14 protein-coding genes are annotated in these 21,106 nt (G+C 61.8%); 9 read left to right on the top strand and 5 right to left on the bottom strand.

Going from position 1 to position 21,106, the window contains the following annotated elements:
• Window positions 1-18: 18 nt before the first annotated feature.
• The 5 genes from ACZYHG_RS22690 to ACZYHG_RS22710 all read left to right on the top strand — a co-directional run bounded on the left by ACZYHG_RS22690 (window position 19) and on the right by ACZYHG_RS22710 (window position 4,391).
• Entirely contained in the window at window positions 19-1,035 is a 1,017-nt protein-coding gene (locus ACZYHG_RS22690; protein WP_464610466.1) for an ABC transporter permease, read from the top strand.
• Complete coding sequence (locus ACZYHG_RS22695; protein WP_464610467.1) at window positions 1,035-2,006, top strand: ABC transporter permease; 972 nt, start codon at window positions 1,035-1,037, stop codon at window positions 2,004-2,006. The genes ACZYHG_RS22690 and ACZYHG_RS22695 overlap by 1 nt, the downstream gene beginning before the upstream one ends.
• Window positions 2,003-2,962, top strand: a complete 960-nt coding sequence (locus ACZYHG_RS22700) for an ABC transporter ATP-binding protein (protein ID WP_464610468.1) — start codon at window positions 2,003-2,005, stop codon at window positions 2,960-2,962. Before ACZYHG_RS22695 ends, ACZYHG_RS22700 begins: the two co-directional genes overlap by 4 nt.
• Before the next feature lie 8 nt (window positions 2,963-2,970).
• Window positions 2,971-3,951 (top strand): ABC transporter ATP-binding protein, encoded by a 981-nt coding sequence (locus ACZYHG_RS22705; RefSeq protein ID WP_464610469.1) that lies wholly within the window; start codon window positions 2,971-2,973, stop codon window positions 3,949-3,951.
• 137 nt (window positions 3,952-4,088) lie between these two features.
• Window positions 4,089-4,391, top strand: coding sequence for a DUF982 domain-containing protein (locus tag ACZYHG_RS22710; protein ID WP_027029005.1), 303 nt, complete (start codon window positions 4,089-4,091; stop codon window positions 4,389-4,391).
• Between the two features lie 67 nt (window positions 4,392-4,458).
• On the opposite strand, the gene ACZYHG_RS22715 is transcribed toward ACZYHG_RS22710, so the two are convergent.
• The 4 genes from ACZYHG_RS22715 to ACZYHG_RS22730 all read right to left on the bottom strand — a co-directional run bounded on the left by ACZYHG_RS22715 (window position 4,459) and on the right by ACZYHG_RS22730 (window position 8,357).
• Complete coding sequence (locus ACZYHG_RS22715; protein ID WP_464610470.1) at window positions 4,459-4,830, bottom strand: YybH family protein; 372 nt, start codon at window positions 4,828-4,830, stop codon at window positions 4,459-4,461.
• A 108-nt stretch (window positions 4,831-4,938) separates the two neighbouring features.
• Complete coding sequence (locus ACZYHG_RS22720; RefSeq protein ID WP_464610471.1) at window positions 4,939-5,709, bottom strand: SDR family NAD(P)-dependent oxidoreductase; 771 nt, start codon at window positions 5,707-5,709, stop codon at window positions 4,939-4,941.
• A 50-nt stretch (window positions 5,710-5,759) separates the two neighbouring features.
• Window positions 5,760-6,953 (bottom strand): arabinose transporter, encoded by a 1,194-nt coding sequence (locus ACZYHG_RS22725; protein ID WP_464610472.1) that lies wholly within the window; start codon window positions 6,951-6,953, stop codon window positions 5,760-5,762.
• Between the two features lie 69 nt (window positions 6,954-7,022).
• Window positions 7,023-8,357, bottom strand: coding sequence for an amidohydrolase family protein (locus ACZYHG_RS22730; protein WP_464610473.1), 1,335 nt, complete (start codon window positions 8,355-8,357; stop codon window positions 7,023-7,025).
• 114 nt (window positions 8,358-8,471) lie between these two features.
• Between ACZYHG_RS22730 and ACZYHG_RS22735 the strand changes: the two genes are divergently transcribed.
• On the top strand, window positions 8,472-9,377 hold the full coding sequence (locus ACZYHG_RS22735) for a LysR family transcriptional regulator (RefSeq protein WP_464610474.1): 906 nt from the start codon (window positions 8,472-8,474) through the stop codon (window positions 9,375-9,377).
• Window positions 9,378-9,680: 303 nt separating this feature from the next.
• A complete protein-coding gene (locus tag ACZYHG_RS22740) occupies window positions 9,681-11,726 on the top strand; it encodes an SPFH domain-containing protein (protein WP_464610475.1) in 2,046 nt (681 codons plus the stop codon).
• A gap of 708 nt (window positions 11,727-12,434) precedes the next feature.
• Here ACZYHG_RS22740 and ACZYHG_RS22745 read toward each other — a convergent pair.
• Window positions 12,435-14,138 (bottom strand): adenylate/guanylate cyclase domain-containing protein, encoded by a 1,704-nt coding sequence (locus ACZYHG_RS22745; RefSeq protein WP_464610476.1) that lies wholly within the window; start codon window positions 14,136-14,138, stop codon window positions 12,435-12,437.
• Between the two features lie 762 nt (window positions 14,139-14,900).
• Here ACZYHG_RS22745 and ACZYHG_RS22750 point away from each other — a divergent pair.
• Together ACZYHG_RS22750 and ACZYHG_RS22755 are read left to right on the top strand one after the other, a co-directional pair.
• Window positions 14,901-15,530, top strand: a complete 630-nt coding sequence (locus ACZYHG_RS22750; RefSeq protein ID WP_464610477.1) for a response regulator — start codon at window positions 14,901-14,903, stop codon at window positions 15,528-15,530.
• Window positions 15,527-17,326, top strand: a complete 1,800-nt coding sequence (locus tag ACZYHG_RS22755) for an ATP-binding response regulator (RefSeq protein ID WP_464610478.1) — start codon at window positions 15,527-15,529, stop codon at window positions 17,324-17,326. Before ACZYHG_RS22750 ends, ACZYHG_RS22755 begins: the two co-directional genes overlap by 4 nt.
• The last annotated feature ends 3,780 nt before the right edge of the window (window positions 17,327-21,106 follow it).

Below are 21,106 nucleotides of genomic sequence, written 5' to 3' on the forward strand. Positions count from 1 at the left end.
CACGCAAGGCACATACCCGTGTCCAACCAAGTCGCAGCCATGCCGCGCAAGACGCGAGGGCCCTGGGCCGTCGCGTTTGCGAAGCTGGCAACGGACAGGGCCGCCATGGCGTGCCTGGCCGTATTCCTGCTGATCGTCATCGCCTGTTTCAGCGCACCTCTTTATGCGAAATGGGCGGGCACGGACCCCTTCGCCTCGACGCTCGACGCCGTCATCCAGATCGACGGCGCCGACGTCCCGGTGATGGAGCCGTCGACTGAGGGGCTCGGCCTCGGCTATACGCCGATCGGCCCAACCTGGCAGCTCGGCAACTATTTTCTCGGGGCCGACAGCCAGGGCCGCGATGTCATGGCGAGAATGCTCTATGGCGGGCTGAGCTCGCTGCTGATCGCCGGTGCTGCCACGCTGTTCACGCTGATCGTCGGCACGCTGGCCGGATTGATCGCCGGCTATTTCGGCGGCATCACCGACACGGTGTTGTCGCGCCTGCTCGACATTCTCTGGGCGTTCCCGATCTATCTGCTGGCGATTTCGCTTTCCATCGTCACCATCGCGCAAGGCATCAGGATCGGGCCGATCGATATCGAATCCGGCAGCCTGTGGCTGCCGATCATCATCATCGGCATCGTCTATGTGCCTTACGTTGCGCGCCCGATACGCGGCCAGGTTCTGGCGCTGCGCCACAGCGAATTCGTGCACGCCGCGATCAATCTGGGCGTGCCGGGATGGCGCATCCTGTGGCGTGACATCCTGCCTAATATCACGACCACGCTGATCGTCTTCGTGCCGTTGATGATGGCGCTGAACATGCTGACGGAATCGGCGCTCTCCTTCCTGTCGATCGGCGTGCAGCCGCCGGCCGCGAGCTGGGGCACCATCATCCAGGACGGGCAGGCGCTGCTTTACACGCGGCCGCTTGTGGCGCTGGTGCCTGGCCTGGCGATCGCCGTTTCCGTGATGACTCTCAATGTTTTCGGCGACGGCCTGCGCGATGCGCTCGATCCGCGCTCCAAGGTTCGGCTGGGGCGCGACTGATGTTTTACGCCATTCTTCGCCGTTTCGGCCAAATGCTGTTCGTGATGTTCGGCATCTCGGTCATCGTCTTCCTGATCTTCTTCGCCACGCCGGGCGCCGACCCGGCGGCTCGCATCGCCGGCCGCAACGCGTCGCCGGAGGTGCTGGAAGCGGTCCGGCACTCCTTTGGCTTCGACCAGCCGCTCTACGTGCAGTATGTGAAGATGATGGAGAAGATCTTCGTCACCGGCGACCTGACCTCCTTCGTCAATCGCGGCTGGAAGGTGGTGCCGGCGGTCATGGATTCGATCCCCGTCACGCTCTCGCTGGTGTTCGGCGCGGCGATCCTGTGGGTGGTTGTCTCGATCATCATCGGCATCGTCGCCGCCGCCACCCGCGACAGCTGGCTGGACAAGCTTCTGATGGCGCTGGGGCTGCTCGGCATTTCCATGCCGGTCTACTGGCTGGGCGAGGTGATGAACCTGATCACCCAGAGCCGCTACCACGACAGCTGGGCGTTCTCCTGGGTGCCGCCGCTTGGCTACAAGAATTTCTCCGACGATCCGAAAGGCTGGTTCCTGACCCTGGTCATTCCATGGATCACGCTGGCCATCCTCTATATCGGTATCTACGGGCGCGTCTTGCGCGCGGCCATCATCGAATCCCTGCAGGAAGACTATATCCGCACCGCCCGCGCCAAGGGCCTGTCGGAGACCCGCATCCTGCTGCGCCATGCCTTGCGAACGTCGCTGATCGCCTTCGTCACCTTGTTTGGTCTCGACTTCGGCGCGCTGGTGGGGGGTTCAGCCCTTCTGACCGAAGTGGTGTTCGGATTGCACGGCATCGGCAAGCTGACCTATGACGCGCTGCAGAATCTCGACTTGCCGATGATCATGGCAACGGTGATGTACGCGTCGATGTTCGTGGTCATCGCCAATGCCGTCGTCGATTTCGTCTATATCCTTCTCGACCCGCGCCTGAGGACATCATGATACTGTCGGTGCGCGATCTCAAAGTATCCTTCCGCACCGATGGCGGCCTGGTGCGGGCCATCGACGGCGTCTCCTTCGACCTCGAGGAAAGCGAGATCCTCGGTGTCGTCGGCGAATCCGGTTCCGGCAAGACGGTGTCGCTGCTGGCGGTCATGGGCCTCATCACCGATCCCAACGCCATCATCGAAGGCTCGATCCGCTACAAGGACCGCGAACTGGTGGGGTTGCCCGCGCGCGAACTGAGGCGGCTGCGTGGCAACGAGATCGCGATGATTTTCCAGGACCCGATGACAGCACTGACGCCTGTCTACACGATCGGCTGGCAGATCGCCGAACAGATCCGCGCGCATCGCAACATCAGCAAGGCCAAGGCGATGGAGCGTGTCGAAGAACTGCTGGCCGAGGTGAATTTTCCCAACCCGCATGAGGCGATGTCGCGCTATCCGCACCAGCTTTCCGGCGGCATGCGCCAGCGGGCCGTGATTGCAATGGCTTTGTCGTGCAATCCGGCGCTGCTGGTGGCGGACGAGCCGACAACGGCGCTCGACGTGACGGTGCAGGCCGGCATTCTCGACCTCGTGCGCAAGCTGCGCGCGACGCATAAATCTGCGGTTGTGTTCATCACGCATGACATGGGGGTGGTCTCCGAACTCGCCGACCGGGTGATGGTCATGTATGCCGGCCGCGTGGTCGAACGCGGCAGCCGCACAGAGCTGTTTTCCGATCCCAGACATCCCTATACACGCGCGCTGCTCGGTTCGATCCCGCCATTGACCGGCGAGAAACCGCGACGTCTGCCGGCCATTCCCGGCTCGCCGCCATCGCTGCTGCGCTTGCCGCAAGGCTGTGCCTTCGGTCCGCGATGCCCGGTTCGATATGAGCCCTGTGTGGCCGACAAGCCTGACCTCAGGGGCGGCACCCATGCCGCGGCATGCTATCGGGTGGCGCAGGCATGAGCGGACCGATGATCGACAGCCCAATTCTCGAGACGCGTTCGCTGGGCAAGCGTTTTTCGATCGGCAGCCGGTTTTCCGCCGAAGGCAAGCGAACCGTCCATGCGGTCGATAATGTTTCGCTGACCGTGCGGCGCGGCGAAACAGTCGGGCTGGTCGGGGAGTCCGGGTGCGGCAAGTCCACGCTGGCGCGCTGCCTGGTGAGGCTCTACGAGATATCAGACGGTCAACTCCTGTTCGAAGGCGACGACATCACGTCGAAGTCGCTGTCTGAACTCAAGCCACTGCGCCGCCGCCTGCAAATGGTGTTCCAGGACCCGTCGGCCTCGCTCAATCCGCGCCGGCGCGTCGGCGATCTGGTGGCCGAGCCGTTGCGCATCCATGGCAAGCTTTCGTCTCGCGAGATCACCGCACGGGTAGCCGAACTGTTCGACCTTGTCGGGCTGCAGCCCGATCATGTCATGCGCTATCCCCATGAATTCTCCGGCGGGCAACGCCAGCGCGTCGGCATTGCGCGGGCGATTGCGTTGAATCCCGATCTCGTCGTGCTGGACGAACCGGTCTCGGCGCTCGACGTGTCGGTGCAGGCGCAGATCGTCAACCTGCTTGCAGACCTGCAGGAGAAGCTGAACCTCACCTACATCTTCATCGCCCACGACCTGTCGGTGGTGCGTCAGGTGTCGACCCGCATCGCGGTCATGTATCTCGGCTCGATTGTCGAAGAGGGGCCGGCGGAAGAGGTGTTCGCGGCCCCGGCCCATCCTTACAGCCAGGCGCTGATCTCGGCCGTTCCCGTCGTCGAGACGACGCCCAGCGGTACGCGCAAGCGCATCATCCTGACCGGTGACGTGCCGAGCCCGCTCAACCCTCCATCCGGCTGCCGTTTTCACCCAAGGTGCCCGATCGCGGTCGAGCGTTGCCGCTCGGAACGGCCGGAGCTGAGGGAATATCGACCAGGCCGCAAAGTGGCCTGCCACTTCCCGACGATATAGCCGACGCCACCGCCGCATCGTTGATCGCTGCCGGCCAAAAGATTTCCGAAGATTTTGTTTTCCGCATGGAACCAACCGCCGGACAGCGCGTTTCATAGGGTTCGATCGAGCGCATCGCGATCGACCGGGAGGAAACGATGGACTACCTGCATTTCTTTTCGCCCGTGCGGATCTCGCGCGGGCAGGGGCATCCTGTAGAAGAAGTGGATAGTGTCGCCGAGGCGATGGTTTTCTTGCGTAAATGGCCGACGGGACGACGTGGGCCCGTGTTTCAATGTGCGCTGAACTGCTGCTCGGCGGCTTTGTCGGGTCAGATGTCGGCCGAGGAAGCCAGGAAGGCGTTCACGGGCTTTGCCCGTATCACGCGGCTTCTGGACGATGATATGGCGCTGCCTGTCGCCGGCGATACCATGGCGGCCGTATACGCGCTGCGGCGATAGCCGGGCCGGATTGCTGGATGTTATTGCTGAACGTTACGGACTACGTCCGCAACGGCGCAAGGGGTTTTTATCTGTGTGCCCAAGCGACGGAATAGCGGTCGATAACCCAAAGCCACGAGCCATCGCTTTGCCGTCGGGCAACTTCGCTGGTTATGTCGCCATCGGGAAGACAGGTGGAGGTGAGCGCCAGGTCACCGCAAATGAGCGCTGGCCGCTGTTCTCCCATGGCAAACTTGCGGCCTGACTCGACGATCTCGGCATAGTAGCCGCGAATGGCGTCGCGGCCGCGTAGAAAACGTCCGCCGCCACAGTCGATCACCGCATCAGGTTCGAACAAAGCGGTCATGCCATCGACATCGCCAGCATGCTGCAGCGAAATCAGCAGCGGCTCCAGATTTTGTGGATCGTAGACAGGTTTTCCCCTGGCTGGATCGTTCATGCTGACCTCCGCTCCTGCTTCGACCAATCCTACCGTAGGATGACCTGTCGTATGCGTGACAGCTTAGGGAATGTTCTGGATCAGCTGCGGGGCCTCTGAATCCCAGGCTCAGGCAGGCAGCGCGATGCGGGAAAGCTCGGCGCAGATTTCAAGCAGACGATTCTGAAGCGCCTTGTCGTCGGCCTGACGATTGGCGGCCAGCGGACGTAGGTGATAAAAATAGCGGCCGGTCGTTTTGGCATGCGGCTCGTCGCTGGCCGCCAGCCAGGCCTGCGTCACGTGAGCCTGCTTCATGTCGTCGGGCGCCCCGGGGCCACCCATTTTTGTGGGCACCCAGCCGGGTTCGAGCGCATTCGACAAGATTTCAGGCCAGCGACGGGCTACCGCGAACGCCAGCATCGCATCGTGCAACTTGCTCTCGACATAGGCGGTCGAACTGTTCCAGCGGCGCTTGCGCCAAAGGATGTCGTCGAGATTGGCATCGGCGTGATGATGCATGCCCGAGCTGAGATAGACGAGCCGGTGTGGCCGCTCGATCAAGGCGGTCAAGACATAGGCTGACAAAGTGTTGATGGCGAAGATATGTGGCAGGCCATCGGCCGTCAGGCGATGGGCTTCACGATAGCCAACGGCGGCATTATGGATCACCGCATCGAAGCGGCCGAATTCATTGACGCGCGCGGCAAGTTGCCTGGCTCCGGCAACTGTCTCGAGGTCGCCTTCCACGATCGCCTCGGCTTGGGGTAACGCCTGACGGGCGTCAGTGGCGCGGGCTGCGTTGCGGGCATGAAGGACGACCTGGTGGCCCTGGCTTATGAGCAGTTCGCCCGCCATCAGGCCGAGGCCGGCGGACGAGCCGGAAATGAAGATACGCGACATGGCAATCTCCTTGAAACTGGCCGCGTCGTTGCGCGGGGATAGGTCGACGATCAATCTTCGTGGCTGCGTGCTGTGGAGACCAACGCCACGCCAAGCAACGCGCTGGCCGCACCAAGCAGGTAGACGGCAGCATACCCGAACTGGCCGGCGACGAAGCCCGCGACAGGTCCTGCGAGCCCGTAGGCGATATCGAGGAAAGCGACAAAGGCACCCATGGCACTGCCCCTGTTGGCCGGCAGGACACGCTTCAAGGCTTCGACACCAAGGGCAGGAAAGATCAGCGCGCAGCCCAGCCCGGTGACCAGGGCGCCGGCCAGCGCGACGCTCTCATGCGGGGCACTCCAGATCATCACCTGTCCGATCGCCTCTATGACCATCGACCACAGGGCGACGCGATAGCCGCCGATCCTGTCGGGCAGATGTCCAAACAAGACCCGCATGAGAATGAAGCCAATGCCGAAAGCGGTCATCACCAGACCGGCATGGCTCCAGCCATGCGCAGCGAAATAGAGCGAGGCAAAGGCAGTGAGGCCGGAAAGACCGACGCCTTGCAGCATGAGGCCTAGACCTTCGCGCCAAATCTGACCGATGACGCGGTAGAAGGGCAGTCGTTGGCCGCCAGGCGTCATGTAGGAGGTCGAGCCGAAGGCGATGGCGGCGGCGACAAGCGGTGCCACGATGCAGGCAACCATGGCGGCGTCCAGGCCGTAAGCCTGATAGAGTGCCATGCCGACCGGCGCGCCGACGGCGAGGGCCGCGAACATCGCAATGCCGGTCCAGGACATCGACATGCCGGCGCGCTGCGGGCCGACCGAGGCGATCGACCATGAGACGCAACCGGTGACGAACTGGCTCTCGCCAAACCCGGCCGTCAGGCGGCCGACAACCACGATGGCGAGGCTGGTTGCAGGGGACAGGCCAGGCAGCGCGGAGACGAAATAGAGCAGCCCGGCACACGCGCAAACGACCGCACCCTGAATTGCCGCGCGCTTGCCGCCTTGCTGATCCGTGACACGCCCGGCATAGCCGCGCGTCAGCACGGTAGCCAGGAACTGGATGCCGATCACCAGCCCGACGATCAGGCTGCTGAACCCCAGTTTGTCATGGACAAACAGTGGCAGCACCGGCAGCGGCAGGCCGACGCAGAGATAGCCGCAGAACAGCGCCGCGATGATGCCGGGCGCGGGACGCGAAAGATGAGCCGGCGCGGCATTCGACCGGTTAACCGCAGCGAGTGCTGACATGACAGCCTCCATGGAATGGTTGGGGGGCGGCAGGCCGCCGCTTGTGGGCGACCTGCCGGATCTGACGGATTATTTCGCGGCGGCACCGAAGAGGCTGCTGCGATAACCGCTGGCTTCGAGCAGATAATCGCGTGAGGCTGTTGCCTCGGATGCCAGCTTGGCGAGATCGATGTCGACCAGTTTGCCGGCGCGTTTGCGGATTTTGCCGGCGACCATCACGGTGTCGACGTCGGAGCGTTCGACCGCCTGGACGATGGTGCCGATGGCGTTGGAGAGCGGGAACACGGCGACATCGTTTGTGCGCACCATGATGATGTCGGCCTGCTTGCCTGATGTCAGCGTGCCGATAGAGTCTTCAAGGCCGGCGGCACGGGCGCCATTGATGGTGGCGGCTTGCAGCACCGCTTCGACGGAAATCGGCCCCGGCACGTCGGTTTCGCCCCGGAAGCGGCGGTAGCGCATCGCCGAACGCTGCTGTCCGAACAGTGCGTGCATCTCGCCGAACAGGTCGCTGCCGAAGGCCGTGTCGAGGTCGATGCCAAGCGCTGGCGTGAGACCGTGGTCGATGGCCTGCTGATAGGCGAAGCGGTCGTCATCAAAACCAAACAGCGCGTCGGAACGCGGATTGACGGTCACGTTGACCCCGGCATCGGCAAAGCGCTGCCAGGTATCCTCGGGCAGGCGCGTGCAATGGTTGAAGATGTTGTGCGGGCCTAACGAGCCTTTTTCGGTGACTTCCTCGGGCAGTTTTGCCAGATCGCCGATGAACTCGGTCAGGATCCGCATGTCGAGGTCGCGCGCGGCCTTCCACCAGTCGAGATTGAACTGGCCGAACAGTCCAACCTGCACGAGGCCGCCTGCATTCCAATTGCGGGCGAGGCGTTCGAGATCAGCAGGCAGATGCGCGCTGGACGCCTTCTTGTCCATGGCGGCGCCGACCATGTGCAGGGCGCGGATGCCGGAACCCTTGAGCGCGTCGAGCGCCGCATCGGTGTGATCGGGACCGCGCGAACTGTGGCAAGCGTCGATAACAGTCGTTATGCCGGCATCGAGCGAGGCCGCGGCCGTCAGGCTGGTGCTGACATACATGTCGTGCGGGCGGTAATGCGCGCCGAGCGTTTCGGCGACGACACCGATATAGGCGAAAAGGTCGTCGACGTCAGGCATCATACGCCGCATCACGCCGAGCCACATGTGATGGTGCGCATCGATCAGCCCCGGCATGACGATGCTTGCCGAGGCATCGATCACCTCGGCGCCATCCGCCTGGATGTTTGCACCGATCGCGACGATACGATCGTTCTCGACCAGAACATCGCCGGTAGCGAGATTGGGGACGGCGGCATCCATCGTTATGACGATGCCGCCTTTGAATAGGGTGTGGGGATTCTTCTGCGTGCTCATGGTCTGTTCCTTTCCGGATGCGTGCTGTCGCATGACCAGCCTTATCGCTCCAGGACGAACTTGAATTAAGTGCTGATATGTCCGATGCTCCCTGACAAAAAATCAGGAATGACCATGGCGTTCGACGGCAGGATCTTGTCGGGGGTAAGCGTGCTGGCGGCGGTGGTCGAAGGCGGCACTTTCGTCAAAGCCGCCGCGCTCATCGGCATCACCGATTCGGGCGTAAGCCGGGCCATTGGACGGCTCGAGGCGCGTCTGGGTGTGCGGCTGCTCGATCGAACCACGCGATCTCTGTCGCTGACCGACGAGGGCCGGCGCTTCTACGAAGACGTAAAACCCCATCTGAATGCGATCGAGGATGCGGCGGTTATCGCCTCCGGTACGGCCTCGGCTGTACGAGGCCGCCTCAAGGTGGACATCGACCCCTTCTTCCTGCCGCTGGTTCTGGCAGGCCGGCTCGGCACCTTCTGCGATCGCTATCCCGAGCTGAAGATCGAGTTCGTGTCGAGAGAGCAGTTCGGGGATCTGGTGTCGGATGGCATCGACCTTGCAATTCGTTTTGGGCAGCCGCGCTTCTCGACCCTGGTGGCGCGCAAGTTGATCGAGGCGCCGATCCTGACGGTCGCTTCCCCGCGCTACATCGAGCGCCATGGACGGCCCCGCGATCCCACGGACCTCCCAGCGCATCGATGCCTGCAATTCCTGGACCCGCACAGCGGCACGCCATTCGACTGGGCGTTCGTGCGCGGCGAGGAAACGATCGAGGTTGCGACCAGCGGACCTCTGATCTTCACCGACCCCAAATCGATGCTGGAGGAATGCATCGCTGGAACCGGTGTCACCCAGGTCATCAGTTGGGGCGTTGGGGAATTGTTGGCGGATGGAATGCTGATCGATCTCTTTCCGGACTGGCACGGCGAGCTCTTCCCGCTGTTTGCCTTTCACCCGTCGCGCAAACATCCGCCCGCCAAGGTACGCGCCTTCGTTGATTTCTGCGTCGAGGTGTGTCGGGAGCTTTAACCAAAGCGCTGGAAATATTTATACTATTTCCGCGCCGAATATCTTTAAACCTGTTGGCGCCATCCCTACGTCATTTTGCGTTATGTCTATCAAGGCAAAACCGATGTGACATCGCTCACGGCCACGCCACCCCTCACTGGGAACTCGGGACGCGCGGTCATTTTCCCATACGATGAGCAGCCCAAACGTTCGACACACTCTTAGTGCGTCGAGCGCGTCGCTGCGCAATCCCCCGCCTGATCAATCAACACCAACCGGGTCGCCGTCGGGTGAACGAACCCGCGCGCCCATAGGAGAGAAGAAATGGACGCCCTACAATATCTCGAGCCGATGAAATGGCCGGCGATCGAGATAGCCGTGCCGCTCATCGTGCTGGCAATCTTGTTCTGGCGGAGCGGCGTGGTCCGCTACATCCCCAACGACAGGCTCGGCATCCTGGAAAAACTATGGAGTTTTCGCGGCTCGGTGAGCAATGGCTTCATCGCGCTCAACCGAGAGGCAGGCTACCAGCCGGAAGTCGTGCGCGGTGGCCTTCATTTCTTCATGCCGTTCCAATATTCGATGCATCGCGCCAATCTTGTCACCATCCCGCAAGGTCAGATCGGCTATGTCTTTGCCCGTGATGGCAAGCCGTTGCCTCCGACGCAGACACTTGCTTGCAACACCGACGCCGATGATTTCCAGGATGTGCGCGGCTTTCTCGAAAAAGGCGGACAGAAAGGACCGCAACGCAAGATCTTGCGTGAAGGCACCTATGCCATCAATCTCGCGCAATTCATCGTGCTGACCGCCCAGTCGATCTATGCCGTCAATCTGGGCGCGTCGGAAGAAAGCCTTTTCAGCAATATGTCCAGCATGATCTCGGAGCGGGGCGGCTTTGAGCCAGTCGTCATCCATAATGCCGAGGACATGATTGGTATCGTCACCATCCATGACGGTCCGGCCTTGCCGGACGGCGAAATCATCGCACCGACTGTCGCCAACGACCCGAACGACCCCAACTTCCACAACAATTTTCAGGACCCGGAGAAGTTTCTCAATGCCGGTGGCTACCGTGGCCGGCAGCTGCAGGTGCTGGCCGACGGCAGCTACTTCCTCAATCGCATTTTCGCGACCGTCGAACTGGTCGAGAAGACGATCATTGACGTTGGCACGGTGGGTGTCGTCGTCTCCTATAACGGCCGCCACGGCACGGATATATCCGGGCAGGCATACCGTCACGGCGAGCTGGTCGAAATCGGCGCGCGCGGTGTCTGGTCAACGCCGCTGCTGCCAGGCAAGTATGCGTTCAATACCTATGCCGGCAAGATCATCACCGTGCCGACCACCAACTTCGTGCTCAAATGGACGAAGGAGCAGTTTGGCGAACACAGGCTGGACGAGAACCTGTCTGAAGTGTCGTTGATCACCAAGGATGCGTTCGAGCCTGTGCTGCCGCTCTCCGTCGTCGTGCATATCGACTATATGAAGGCGCCGCTCGTGGTGCAGCGTTTCGGTGACATCAAGCGGCTGGTCGAACAGACGCTCGACCCGATGGTTTCTGCCTACTTCAAGAATATTGCCCAGACAAAGACGCTGATCCAGCTCTTGCAGGAGCGCAGCGATATCCAGCGCAAATCGGGCGAGGAGATGCGCGAAAAATTCAATACCTACAGCCTCGAGCTGCAGGAAGTGCTGATTGGTACGCCCCGTGCTGGCAATGGCCAGAACAGCATAGAGCAGATCCTGATCCAGCTGCGCGAGCGCCAGATCGCGGTCGAAAAGGTCGAGACCTATAAATTGCAGGAGAAGGCGGCCATTCAGGAACGCACGTTGCGTGAGAAGGAGGCGCTCGCTGAACAGCAAGCCAAGATCACGACGTCGGCACTTACCATCGAGATCAGTGAGAACGAGGGCAAGGCGCAACTCGCCCGCACCCGTCAGCAGGCGGAAACCATTCAGGTCACTGCCAAGGCAGAGGCCGAGAAGGTGCGCCTCGGCGGCCAGGGCGAGGCCGATATGATCAAGGCGATCGCGCTTGCCGATGCCGAACGCATCAAGGCGACCGGCTTTGCGGATGCCGAGAGGGTGCGCGCCGTCGGTCTGGCGGAGGCCGAGGCCACCGAGAAGAAGGTCGCGGCCTTCGGCGGCCCGGACTATCAGCTCAACTCGCAGGTTCTCATGCGCTTCGCCGAGGCGATCGAGAATGGCAGGCTGCCGCTCGTGCCGCAGATCCAGATCGGCGCTACCGGTGGCGAGAAGGGGGCTGCCAATGGCCTTGTCGAGATGATGCTTTCGATGCTCGTTGCCGACCGGGTTGGGCGGCAGAACCTATCGGATGTGATCCCGGAACCCGTTGAGGGGCAATGATTTGATATGGGCCGTTTGTACCGGCCCATTTTGCGCGCTGCCGAAACGAGGGCTGCGGCCTTGAGCGGCGAGGGGACTTGCCTACATAGCGCATGTCGTCGATATGAAGATCTGGTAAGTTGGCTGAAGGTCCTAGGCGCGCTGCACGGGACTTGCTTGGCGTCTCACTATGATCGATCTGGCATCCTAGGAAGAATGACGGAATATCAAAATCATAGGCTATCTGTCGCGCCCATGATGGATGGGAGAGCTAGATGAATAATATCAGATAGTTGCGGGAGTCCGCGTGCAAAAATCGTACACGAAAGTTCTGCTTCTCTTCTTTTTTCGTTCCCACGACGGAGCCGCCGACAGCCCTTTTCGGACGCTCTTCTGCCGACGATATTTACCGTGCCATTGCGAATGTTCGCCGGGATATCCGTGAACCTCATTGTCTGCCGCGGCGTCCAGTTTGCCAGGGGAATTGGATGCGGAGATCTCAAGCGAACTAGCGCGACGTCGACACGCTTGCAGTCGGACCTTCGATCCAGAAGAGTTGGCGCTGGCGAAGCCGGATCCAACGCGCCACCCTTTGGCGCGAAGGGCACTATCCGCCTGATGAATTGCGCGACAACGAACTTTAGCAGATGACGCTCGATCCGGTTCGCGCCGACTGACCTCCGGCATCGTAGGGAGTGTGCGAGGCGGGCATTTCGAGCCCGCCTTATCTCATTTTGCCGGCAAGGCGATCGGCACCGCCGCGCCGCGCGGCACGACGAGCACGCCGAGCGGGCGCGCGCGGCCGCGGATGTCGATCTCGCGCGCCTCCGCGCCGGGGAGGTCCATGCCCGAAAGCCGCACCGCCGCTTCGGAGACGACGATCTCCGCCTCGAATTCCTTCGCCGCGGTCTCCAGCCGGCTGCCGACGTTGATAGTGTCGCCGATCGCGGTCACGTTCATGACCGCGCCGTAGCCCATCGAGCCGACGATCGCCTGGCCGACATGGATGCCGATCGCGACCTTGATGGTGGCGCGCAGTTCCTCGGCAAGGTCGTCGCTGAGGGCGCGAACCCCTTCGACGATGGCGCTGGCGGCAGAAAGTGCGTTGCGGCATGCCTCGCCGGGCGTCGTCTCCAGGCCGAACAGCGCCATGGCGCCATCGCCGACGAACTTGTCGACGCGGCCGCCTGAGCTTTCGACGGCTCGGCCGATCACGCCGAAATAGCGGTTGAGCAGGAAAACCACGTCGAATGGCAGGCGCTGGTCGGCCATCGCCGTGAAGCCGCGCATGTCGCAGAACATCACCACCACAACCTTCTCGTGGCCGGGATCGCTGGCGGTTGCAGCGAGCGGGCTCTCCGCCGTGACCGGCGGCGACAGCAGCGGCGCGACGCGAAGATCGCCGCGCGGCCTGAGCTGGCAGGCGAGCCGCACGTCGCCGTCGGCCGCGATGCGGCGCAGGGTCGCCGCTTCGATCGAACCGGACTCCGGCTGCTCGGCCAGGCCGTCGAGCACGCGGATGCGGCAGGTCGAGCAGCGTCCGCGCCCGCCGCAGACGGCATAATGCGCGATGCCGCCCAGCCGGCTGGCGTCGAGCACGCTGTAGCCGCGGGGAATGCGCACCTTGCGCCCGCCGGCATAGCGCACCTCTATCAGGTTGCGCCGCTCGATGCGGTCGCGAACGATGCGCGCCGCCAGCACCAGGATGATCAGTCCCGCAAAACCGGCATAGATGCTGCTGTCGATGCGCTCCTTGGTCGCCAACGCCCGGTCGAAAAGGGCTGGCTCGATGGACTGCGACCGAGGCGGTCCCATCGCCGAGACCTCCTTTCCGGCGCTAGCGAAACCGAGCAGCGCCAGCACCGGGACCAGCACCGCCAAGACCAGCAGAGCCGAGGCGACGCGCGGATACCACCGACGATAGCGCAGCCAGAAGTAGAGGCCGAGGCAGCCATGCGCCCAGATGACGACCACCGCGATCGCCTGCCGCACCCCGACCTGCGGTGTCAGGATCCATAGCGAGCGCACCACAAACTCGTAAGTGTCGTTGGCCTCATAGAGGGCGTGCATGGCACGCGTGCCGACCACGTGCTCGGCAATTAGAAGCGGGATGGCGAGGCCGAGCAGTATCTGTGCCCACTCCCGCACCGGCATGGCCAGCGTGCGGCGTTGGTAGAGCGCCAGCAGCGACAGAACGAGATGCGTGGCGACCGCGCCGTAGAGGAGCAGCGTCCCGGCCGGGTTGCGCCAGATCAGCAGGAACACCGCGCGCCCCTTATCCGCTGCTTCAAGCGAGATCAGGAGCAACGCATGGTTCAGGAAATGCAGCGTCACGAACGCCATCAGCACGAGGCCGGACACCAGCCGTGCGTTGCGGAGCCACGCGTCCGGCAGCCATCCGGGCGGTGCTGCTGGGACCTGCGATTGGCTCATTTCCAGTGCCTTGAACGATTCGCTAACCAAAACACGCCGGCAATAGCGCCTTCCGGTCAAGATTTGTCGGCGGCGACAATCAGTCAATCAAGCCTTGCCGCCTGCCATTCCACGACGTGGTGGCAGTTCGATACGGCCAAATCGCCTGGAGTTCCTGAAAGCTTTTCGAACTTTCTGTCTTGCGGCTCCCGTTGAGCTGCGCGCGCTTTTGAAGCAGGTGGGGCGTCTGGATCCGCTGTGGTGCAACCTTGATCCAAGCATCTATGGGGTTCGAGTTGGTAGACCGCTACATCGCGAGGCCCACTATCGAAGAGGCAGTCTTTTGCTACCGGAGGCATGCGGCTCGGAGACCAATTGTCCTATCGATGTCACCAGCCTGTCCTGGCGAGATCTGAGGTTGGATCGATGCGTGTTCGGCGTTCATGCCGAGAAGCTTTGTGCCTCAGCCAATCTGGCCGGTGAAGAGAGGCCGATCTGAGGATCTCGCCATTGTTTTCGCGCCGCACGCCGTGCAAATTCCTTAAGCTTTGACTGATATAAGAGAATTTGCGAAGCCTCAACCTGCGGACGAATGAACCCGGCAACGTGCGCGAAATTCGGGCAGACGCTAACAAATTCATGCCGGAAAACTATGGGCTTCCAGATCGGGTGGGTCGTGCGCAGTGACCTTTGATCATGACCAAAAGTGCGATTCCACTCTGCCGTGCGTGGGCGCACAAGTAGTCTGCTGACAGGCCTGCAATTGATATGTGGGAAAAAGCATTGGCTAGCAGATCGGACCGTCTCTCCGCATCACTCCTTGCGAGTCATATCCTTGTTGTCGATGATCATGGCTTGTTTCGTTCCGGCTTGAGACTGATCCTCGAAAGTCATTTCGCAGGATTTTCCGTGACAGAAGCCGGCGCGCTGGAAGACGCGTTGGCGATTGCCGGCAGCGATCCTGACCTCATCCTTCTCGATGTCATTTTGAACAATGCAAACGGTCTGGATTCTTTTCAGATGCTCCGAGCCAGGTGGCCACTCAGTCCGGTTATCGTCGTTTCGGCGGATGACCGGGCTGAGACAAAAGACAGGGCGCTGGCCCTCGGTGCCGCTGGCTACTTGAGCAAATCCAGCGGCGGACGCATCCTGTTGGACGTCGTCGCCGAAGTACTGGGTGTATCTGCAGAACCTGCCAATACCGGCTTGTCAGCAAAACAACCCTTGTCTGCCAGGCAACTGCAAGTGCTGAACCTCATGCGTCAAGGTTTGTCCAACAAGCGCATCGCCAAGCAGGTCAATCTCTCTGAATTCACCGTGCGCGGCCATGTACAGTCGATTTTCAAGATCCTGGGCGTGAACAGCAGGTCTGCAGCCGTGTTCAATGCGCAGAGGACAGGCCTGATCAGGTGACCGCGGATTCGGCTGACGACCTTTATGTGCGCACTCGTATCGAGCAGATCAAACTGATCTACGATCTTGTTGGGTTGACCGTCGTTCCAGCTATCAGCGTCGCGGTCATCTTGTTCTTCGCACTTCGCAAGCCGGATGTGGAAATTGCCTTGAGCTTTTGGTTGACGGGTGTCGTGGCCTGCAAGCTTTTTCAGATGTTCGATGCAGGCAGGCAGCGCACAAAAGTCTTCGAGCGTTCGAGGCTCAACTACGAGGTGGCAAGGCTGATGCTCATCCATGGGCTTGACGCGCTGGCGTGGACCTTGCTGTCATGGATTTCGCTGAACTCCGCCACGCCGACGCAAGCCATCCTGATCGTGGCGGTTTTGACGGGCATCGTGGGAGGCGCGGTGCCGCTCATGTCGCCTGTACTGCCAGTTTTTGTGACTTATGCGCTTGTCGACTTAAGTGTGCTCGTTCCGCGATTCCTGACTATGCACGATCGTTCCTTCGCGGCGCTGGCACTGTGCGCACTGCCGTATTTGCTGGCTATGACTTTGCTGGCGCGCAACAGCAGCATAGCAACGATGCAATCCATTCATCTCAAGTTTGAAAACCTTGAACTGACGCGCGACCTGCGCATCGAAGCCGAAAAATCGAAGACTGCCTATTCCGAAGTCCTTGAGGCAAACATTGCAAAATCCCGCTTCATTGCCGCGGCGAGCCACGATTTGCGTCAACCGATTCATGCACTCGGGCTGTTTCTGGAAGTTTTGAACCTTCGCAATCCACGGTCCGATCAGAGACAGGCCATTGACGATGCCCGCTCGGCAGCCAAGGCGACCTCCGAGATGCTGGACACGTTGCTGGATTTTTCGCGCCTCGAGGCGGGCGTGGTCAAGCCGCGGATCAAGGCATTCGCCGTTCAGGACATCTTCGGCGGCATTGAAACCGAACTCGCACCGCAAGCTGATGAGAAACATTTGTCATACCGGACGAGAGATACCGAATTGATCGGCTATTCGGATCCAGCCATCGTCGAACTGATCCTGCGAAACCTTATTTCCAATGCCATTCGATACACGAACGATGGCGGGGTGCTTGTCGCATGCCGCAAGCGAAATCACGATTTGGCGATCGAAGTTTGGGACACTGGCATCGGGATAGACCAGAAGGATCACTCGGACATTTTCAAGGAGTTCTATCAGGTCGGAAATCCAGAGCGTGATCGCCGCAAGGGCCTCGGCCTCGGTCTTTCCATCGCGGGGCGCTTGGCCGAGTCTATCAACGCCAGCTTGACCATGAATTCCGTCTCGGGACGAGGCAGCATGTTTCGGCTGATCATTCCCGGTGTCGATTCTGCTCCACCGGCGGAGGATGGTTCCAACGTCGTGGACGTCGTTGTGTATCCGGGAAGCCAGGTGCTGGTGGTCGATGATGACGAATCGGTGAGGCGGGGGATGTCAATTCTGCTTGAACAGTGGGGACTTGTCTGCACGGCAGTTGGTTCGGTTGAGGAGGCCAAATCCTACTGCAACAGCAAAAAGCCCGATCTCATCATCAGCGATCTGCGTTTGCGCGATCCGGTCAACGGTATCGCGGCTATCAAGCAAATTCGGGATAACATTGGCGAGGAAGTTCCCGCCCTGATTATCACAGGCGAAACGGCGCCGGGACCTTTGCTGGAAGCACAGGCCAGCGGCCTGCCGGTCTTGCACAAACCCGTTGCGGGCGAGCGCCTGGCTCTGGCAATTGCTTATGCCATGAAAAGTGGCGATCTCCCGGATCGCCCCAAGGCAAGCACCTGCCCGGCCTGAAATGGGCCGTGTCGGCCCTTTTTAGTGTCGGATATTGCGACTTTAGTGGCGGATATTGCGACCGCGCAATGCGAATTGGCCATGAAAACAGTCAATTTTGAGGGGTATCTTTCAGATTGCCTTTCCTGCTTTAACCTTGCGTTAAGGAACGGACCCTGCCGGCTTGGGGAAGCCAGGGTCACGTTTGTACGGGGGATCTCCGGCGAAATCCGGTGAGTTGGCGGGCGTGGATATGGGTGCTTTCGTGTCTTGCGTGCTTGTTGCGCTGCAATTCTGGCGCCGACAGCTGATCCTGCTATGTGTGCCTGCTCTCCTTGCGCTGCCGCTGATTTTCATTGCCGGGCCACGGGACGAGGCGCGGGCCGCCTGTACGGATGCGGGAACCACCACCACCTGCGACACAGATATTCCGGCCTCCATTTCCCGAACCTCGCCCGCAATCAACGATATCGAGGTGCACAATGTCACCAACGGAACGACGTTCATTTCGCTGACCGGCACCGGCAGCAATCCCGCCGCCCCGTCCGACCAGGCCATTACCTGCACGGGCTCGTGCAGCTTCGGAGTGGACTCAAATGGCGCCCAGACTTGCACGCCGAATACGAAAACGGTTCCCGACGGCAATGGCGGTACAACCACTGTCCCTGATGGAACCTGCAATGCTCCCGGCCCCGCCGCGGCCGGTGCAACCGGCAACAATGGTCCGAAGGTCACCATCAATGCCAATACCGGAACATACGACGTCGGCACAAACCGCGGACAGGCCGCTGTACTGGGCTCATCGTCGGGCTCAGCCGGAGCCCATGGATCGAATGCCTATGTCTTCGGCGATGGCGGCAAGGGCGGCGATGGCGCCAATGGCGGCTTAGTAATAGTAAATTTCGACGGCAACATTGTCGGAGCCAATGCTCCCGGCATCCTTGCGCAATCGCTCGGTGGTAATGGCGGCAATGGCGGCGACTTCAAAGGCCTGGGCGGCCATGCAGGCAATGGTGGCACGGGCGGCAATGGCGGTTCGGCGTCCGCGATCTTCAACAGCGGCATGGTCGCCACAACCGGTCAAGGCAATATCGGCGTTTCTGCATTCAGCCAGGGTGGCAATGGCGGCAACGCCGGCCAAGGTGGCGGTCTGGTGTTTGTGACCGGTGATGGTGGCGGTGCCGCGCAGGCGGGCACGGCCTTTGCTCAGACCGGGGCAAATACCAAAATCGTCACTCAGGACGACTATGCCTTTGGTGTTGCAGCGCGCAGCATTGGCGGCGGCGGCGGCAATGGGCAGGGCGGATTTGGCCTGTTCTTCTCCGGCGCCAGCAATGGCAGCACGGGCGGCGCGGGCGGTCAGGCAACTGTCAACACCAACGGTACCATCGAAACTTTCGGCGCGAATGCCTATGGCATCATCGCGCAGTCTATAGGCGGCGGCGGCGGCGACGGTGGTACGGCTGCCGGTGCCGTTGCCCTGGGCGGCAGCGGGCAGGGCGGCGGCGGCGGCGGCACTGTGTCCGTAACCAATGCCGGCAACATCACGACCCACGGTATCGGCGCCAACGTCATCATCGCGCAGTCGATCGGTGGCGGCGGTGGCAATGGTGGTTCGTCAGGCGGCCTGGTTTCGCTCGGCGGCGATGGTTCGGGCACCACGACCGGCGGCAATGTCAGCGTGACCAATACGGGAACGCTGAAATCCTACTCTTCGCTGGCCAACGGTATCCTGGCGCAGTCGATTGGCGGCGGCGGCGGCAATGGCGGCAATTCGGGTGGCCTGTTTGCCTATGGCGGCAGCGGCGGTGATGCGGCCGATGCTGGCACCGTGACGGTGACGAACGGCGGTAGCATCGAGACCGGCATCAATGCAGGCTCCAAAAGCTCGGTTGGCATCCTGGCACAGTCGATCGGCGGCGGCGGCGGCAATGGCGGCAATGCGGTCGCCGTAAGCCCGGTCGCGGTGGCGGTTGGCGGCAATGGCGGCATGGCTGGTGACGGCAAAAGCGTCAAGATCCTGCGTGATAACATCAATGCCTCGCAAGCATCATCCTATGACATCACCACCCACGGCGACACGTCGAGCGCCATCATTGCGCAATCGGTCGGCGGCGGTGGCGGCAATGGCGGTTTTGCCGTCGCCGCCAGCGGCGGTGTCGGATTGCCGTTCAATCTCTCGGTGGGCGTTGGCGGCGGCGGCAACGCCGGCGGTAATGCCGCCGACGTTTTGGTGCAGACCAAGGGTTCGATCAACACCGGTGGTATAAGTTCATCGGGCATCCTTGCCCAGTCGATCGGTGGCGGCGGTGGTAGCGGTGGCACGGCCGTTGCGGCGGGCGTTGGCACGGGCATTGCGGTTTCGGTCGGTGTCGGCGGCAATGGCGGCAAGGGCGGCAACGCTTCGACCGTCGACGTCGACAGTCTGAGTGACATAACGACCACGGGAAACAATTCGCTCGGTATTTCGGCTCAGTCGATCGGTGGCGGCGGCGGCAATGGCGGCCTGGCAGTCGCGGCCAGCGTCGGCGCGGCCTCGATCAATGTCGGCGTTGGCGGTTCGGGTGCAACAGGCGGCACGGCCGCGGTCGTGACGGTGAATTCGTCAGGCAGCGTCCATACGGCCGGTGACAACTCTATCGCGGTGCTGGGCCAATCCATCGGCGGTGGCGGTGGCAATGGTGGCAATTCGGTTGCCGGTGGCCTGTCCGCGAGCATCTCAGCTAGCGTCGCCGTCGGCGGTACGGGCGGAAAGGGTCAGAATGCTGGCTCGGTTCTGGTCACCACCGATGGCGCCGGCCACAATCTATCGGTCTCCGGCTATGCCGGAGACTGGAACACGGTCACGACAGGCAAGAACTCTGCCGGCATCGTGGCCCAATCGCTCGGCGGCGGCGGTGGCAATGGTGGGTTTGCGGGATCCTTGAGCCTGGGTGGTGGCGCAGCCTTCGGCCTCTCGCTTGGCGGCAGTGGCAATGGTGGCGGCGATGCCAGCACGGCCTATGTTGAAAGCGGTTGGAACGGCAGGCCCGTCGACAATATTTTCACGTTGAACGACAATTCGTCAGGCATTGTAGCGCAGTCCATCGGTGGCGGCGGCGGTAATGGCGGCTTCTCCGGCAGTCTTGCCGGCTCCCTGGGATCCGGCTCGTTAGCCATCACCCTGGGTGGTGCTGGTGGATATGGCGGCGCTGCCGCGAATGCCCATGCCTTTAGCAATGGCAACATCACCACCGTCGGAAACCTTTCGAACGCTATCATCGTCCAGTCGGTCGGCGGCGGCGGCGGCAACGGAGGCGTCAGCGTCGCCCTCTCGGGCTCCGCTGGATTCTCGGGTTCCGCCGCGGTTGGCGGCAATGGCGGCGCTGCAAGCAACGGTGCCCAGGCCGAACTCAAAAGCATTGGCAACATCGTCACATACGGTCAACAGTCGAGCGCGCTCGTCGCGCAGTCGATTGGCGGCGGCGGCGGCAATGGCGGCTTTGCCGGATCGGGCGCGCTGGGATCTTCCGCGGCGGCGGCCGTCGGGGTCGGCGGCAAGGGTGCCGGTGGCGGCAATGGCGATATCGTCAAGGTCACGAACAACGGCAACATAACGACTTACGGTTCTCAGTCTTCCGGCATTGTCGCGCAATCGGTTGGCGGCGGCGGCGGCAATGGCGGATCGACGGTCGGCATCGCGGCGGGTGGCGGTGGCAGTGTCGGGGTCGCGGTCGGAGGTAGCGCCGCCGGTGGTGGTAATGCCTCGTCGGTGACAGTGGATTCGATCGGCAACATTTCGACAGGCGACCGCGACATCAA

Source organism: Mesorhizobium subarcticum (assembly GCF_055456085.1).

What these genes read in the sequence shown, in the direction of transcription:
- ACZYHG_RS22695 (WP_464610467.1), top strand. Translation starts at nt 1,035, where the DNA reads ATGTTTTACGCCATTCTTCGCCGTTTCGGCCAAATGCTGTTCGTGATG.
- ACZYHG_RS22700 (WP_464610468.1), top strand. Translation starts at nt 2,003, where the DNA reads ATGATACTGTCGGTGCGCGATCTCAAAGTATCCTTCCGCACCGATGGC.
- ACZYHG_RS22705 (WP_464610469.1), top strand. Translation starts at nt 2,971, where the DNA reads ATGATCGACAGCCCAATTCTCGAGACGCGTTCGCTGGGCAAGCGTTTT.
- ACZYHG_RS22710 (WP_027029005.1), top strand. Translation starts at nt 4,089, where the DNA reads ATGGACTACCTGCATTTCTTTTCGCCCGTGCGGATCTCGCGCGGGCAG.
- ACZYHG_RS22715 (WP_464610470.1), bottom strand. Translation starts at nt 4,830, where the DNA reads ATGAACGATCCAGCCAGGGGAAAACCTGTCTACGATCCACAAAATCTG.
- ACZYHG_RS22720 (WP_464610471.1), bottom strand. Translation starts at nt 5,709, where the DNA reads ATGTCGCGTATCTTCATTTCCGGCTCGTCCGCCGGCCTCGGCCTGATG.
- ACZYHG_RS22725 (WP_464610472.1), bottom strand. Translation starts at nt 6,953, where the DNA reads ATGTCAGCACTCGCTGCGGTTAACCGGTCGAATGCCGCGCCGGCTCAT.
- ACZYHG_RS22730 (WP_464610473.1), bottom strand. Translation starts at nt 8,357, where the DNA reads ATGAGCACGCAGAAGAATCCCCACACCCTATTCAAAGGCGGCATCGTC.
- ACZYHG_RS22735 (WP_464610474.1), top strand. Translation starts at nt 8,472, where the DNA reads ATGGCGTTCGACGGCAGGATCTTGTCGGGGGTAAGCGTGCTGGCGGCG.
- ACZYHG_RS22740 (WP_464610475.1), top strand. Translation starts at nt 9,681, where the DNA reads ATGGACGCCCTACAATATCTCGAGCCGATGAAATGGCCGGCGATCGAG.
- ACZYHG_RS22745 (WP_464610476.1), bottom strand. Translation starts at nt 14,138, where the DNA reads ATGAGCCAATCGCAGGTCCCAGCAGCACCGCCCGGATGGCTGCCGGAC.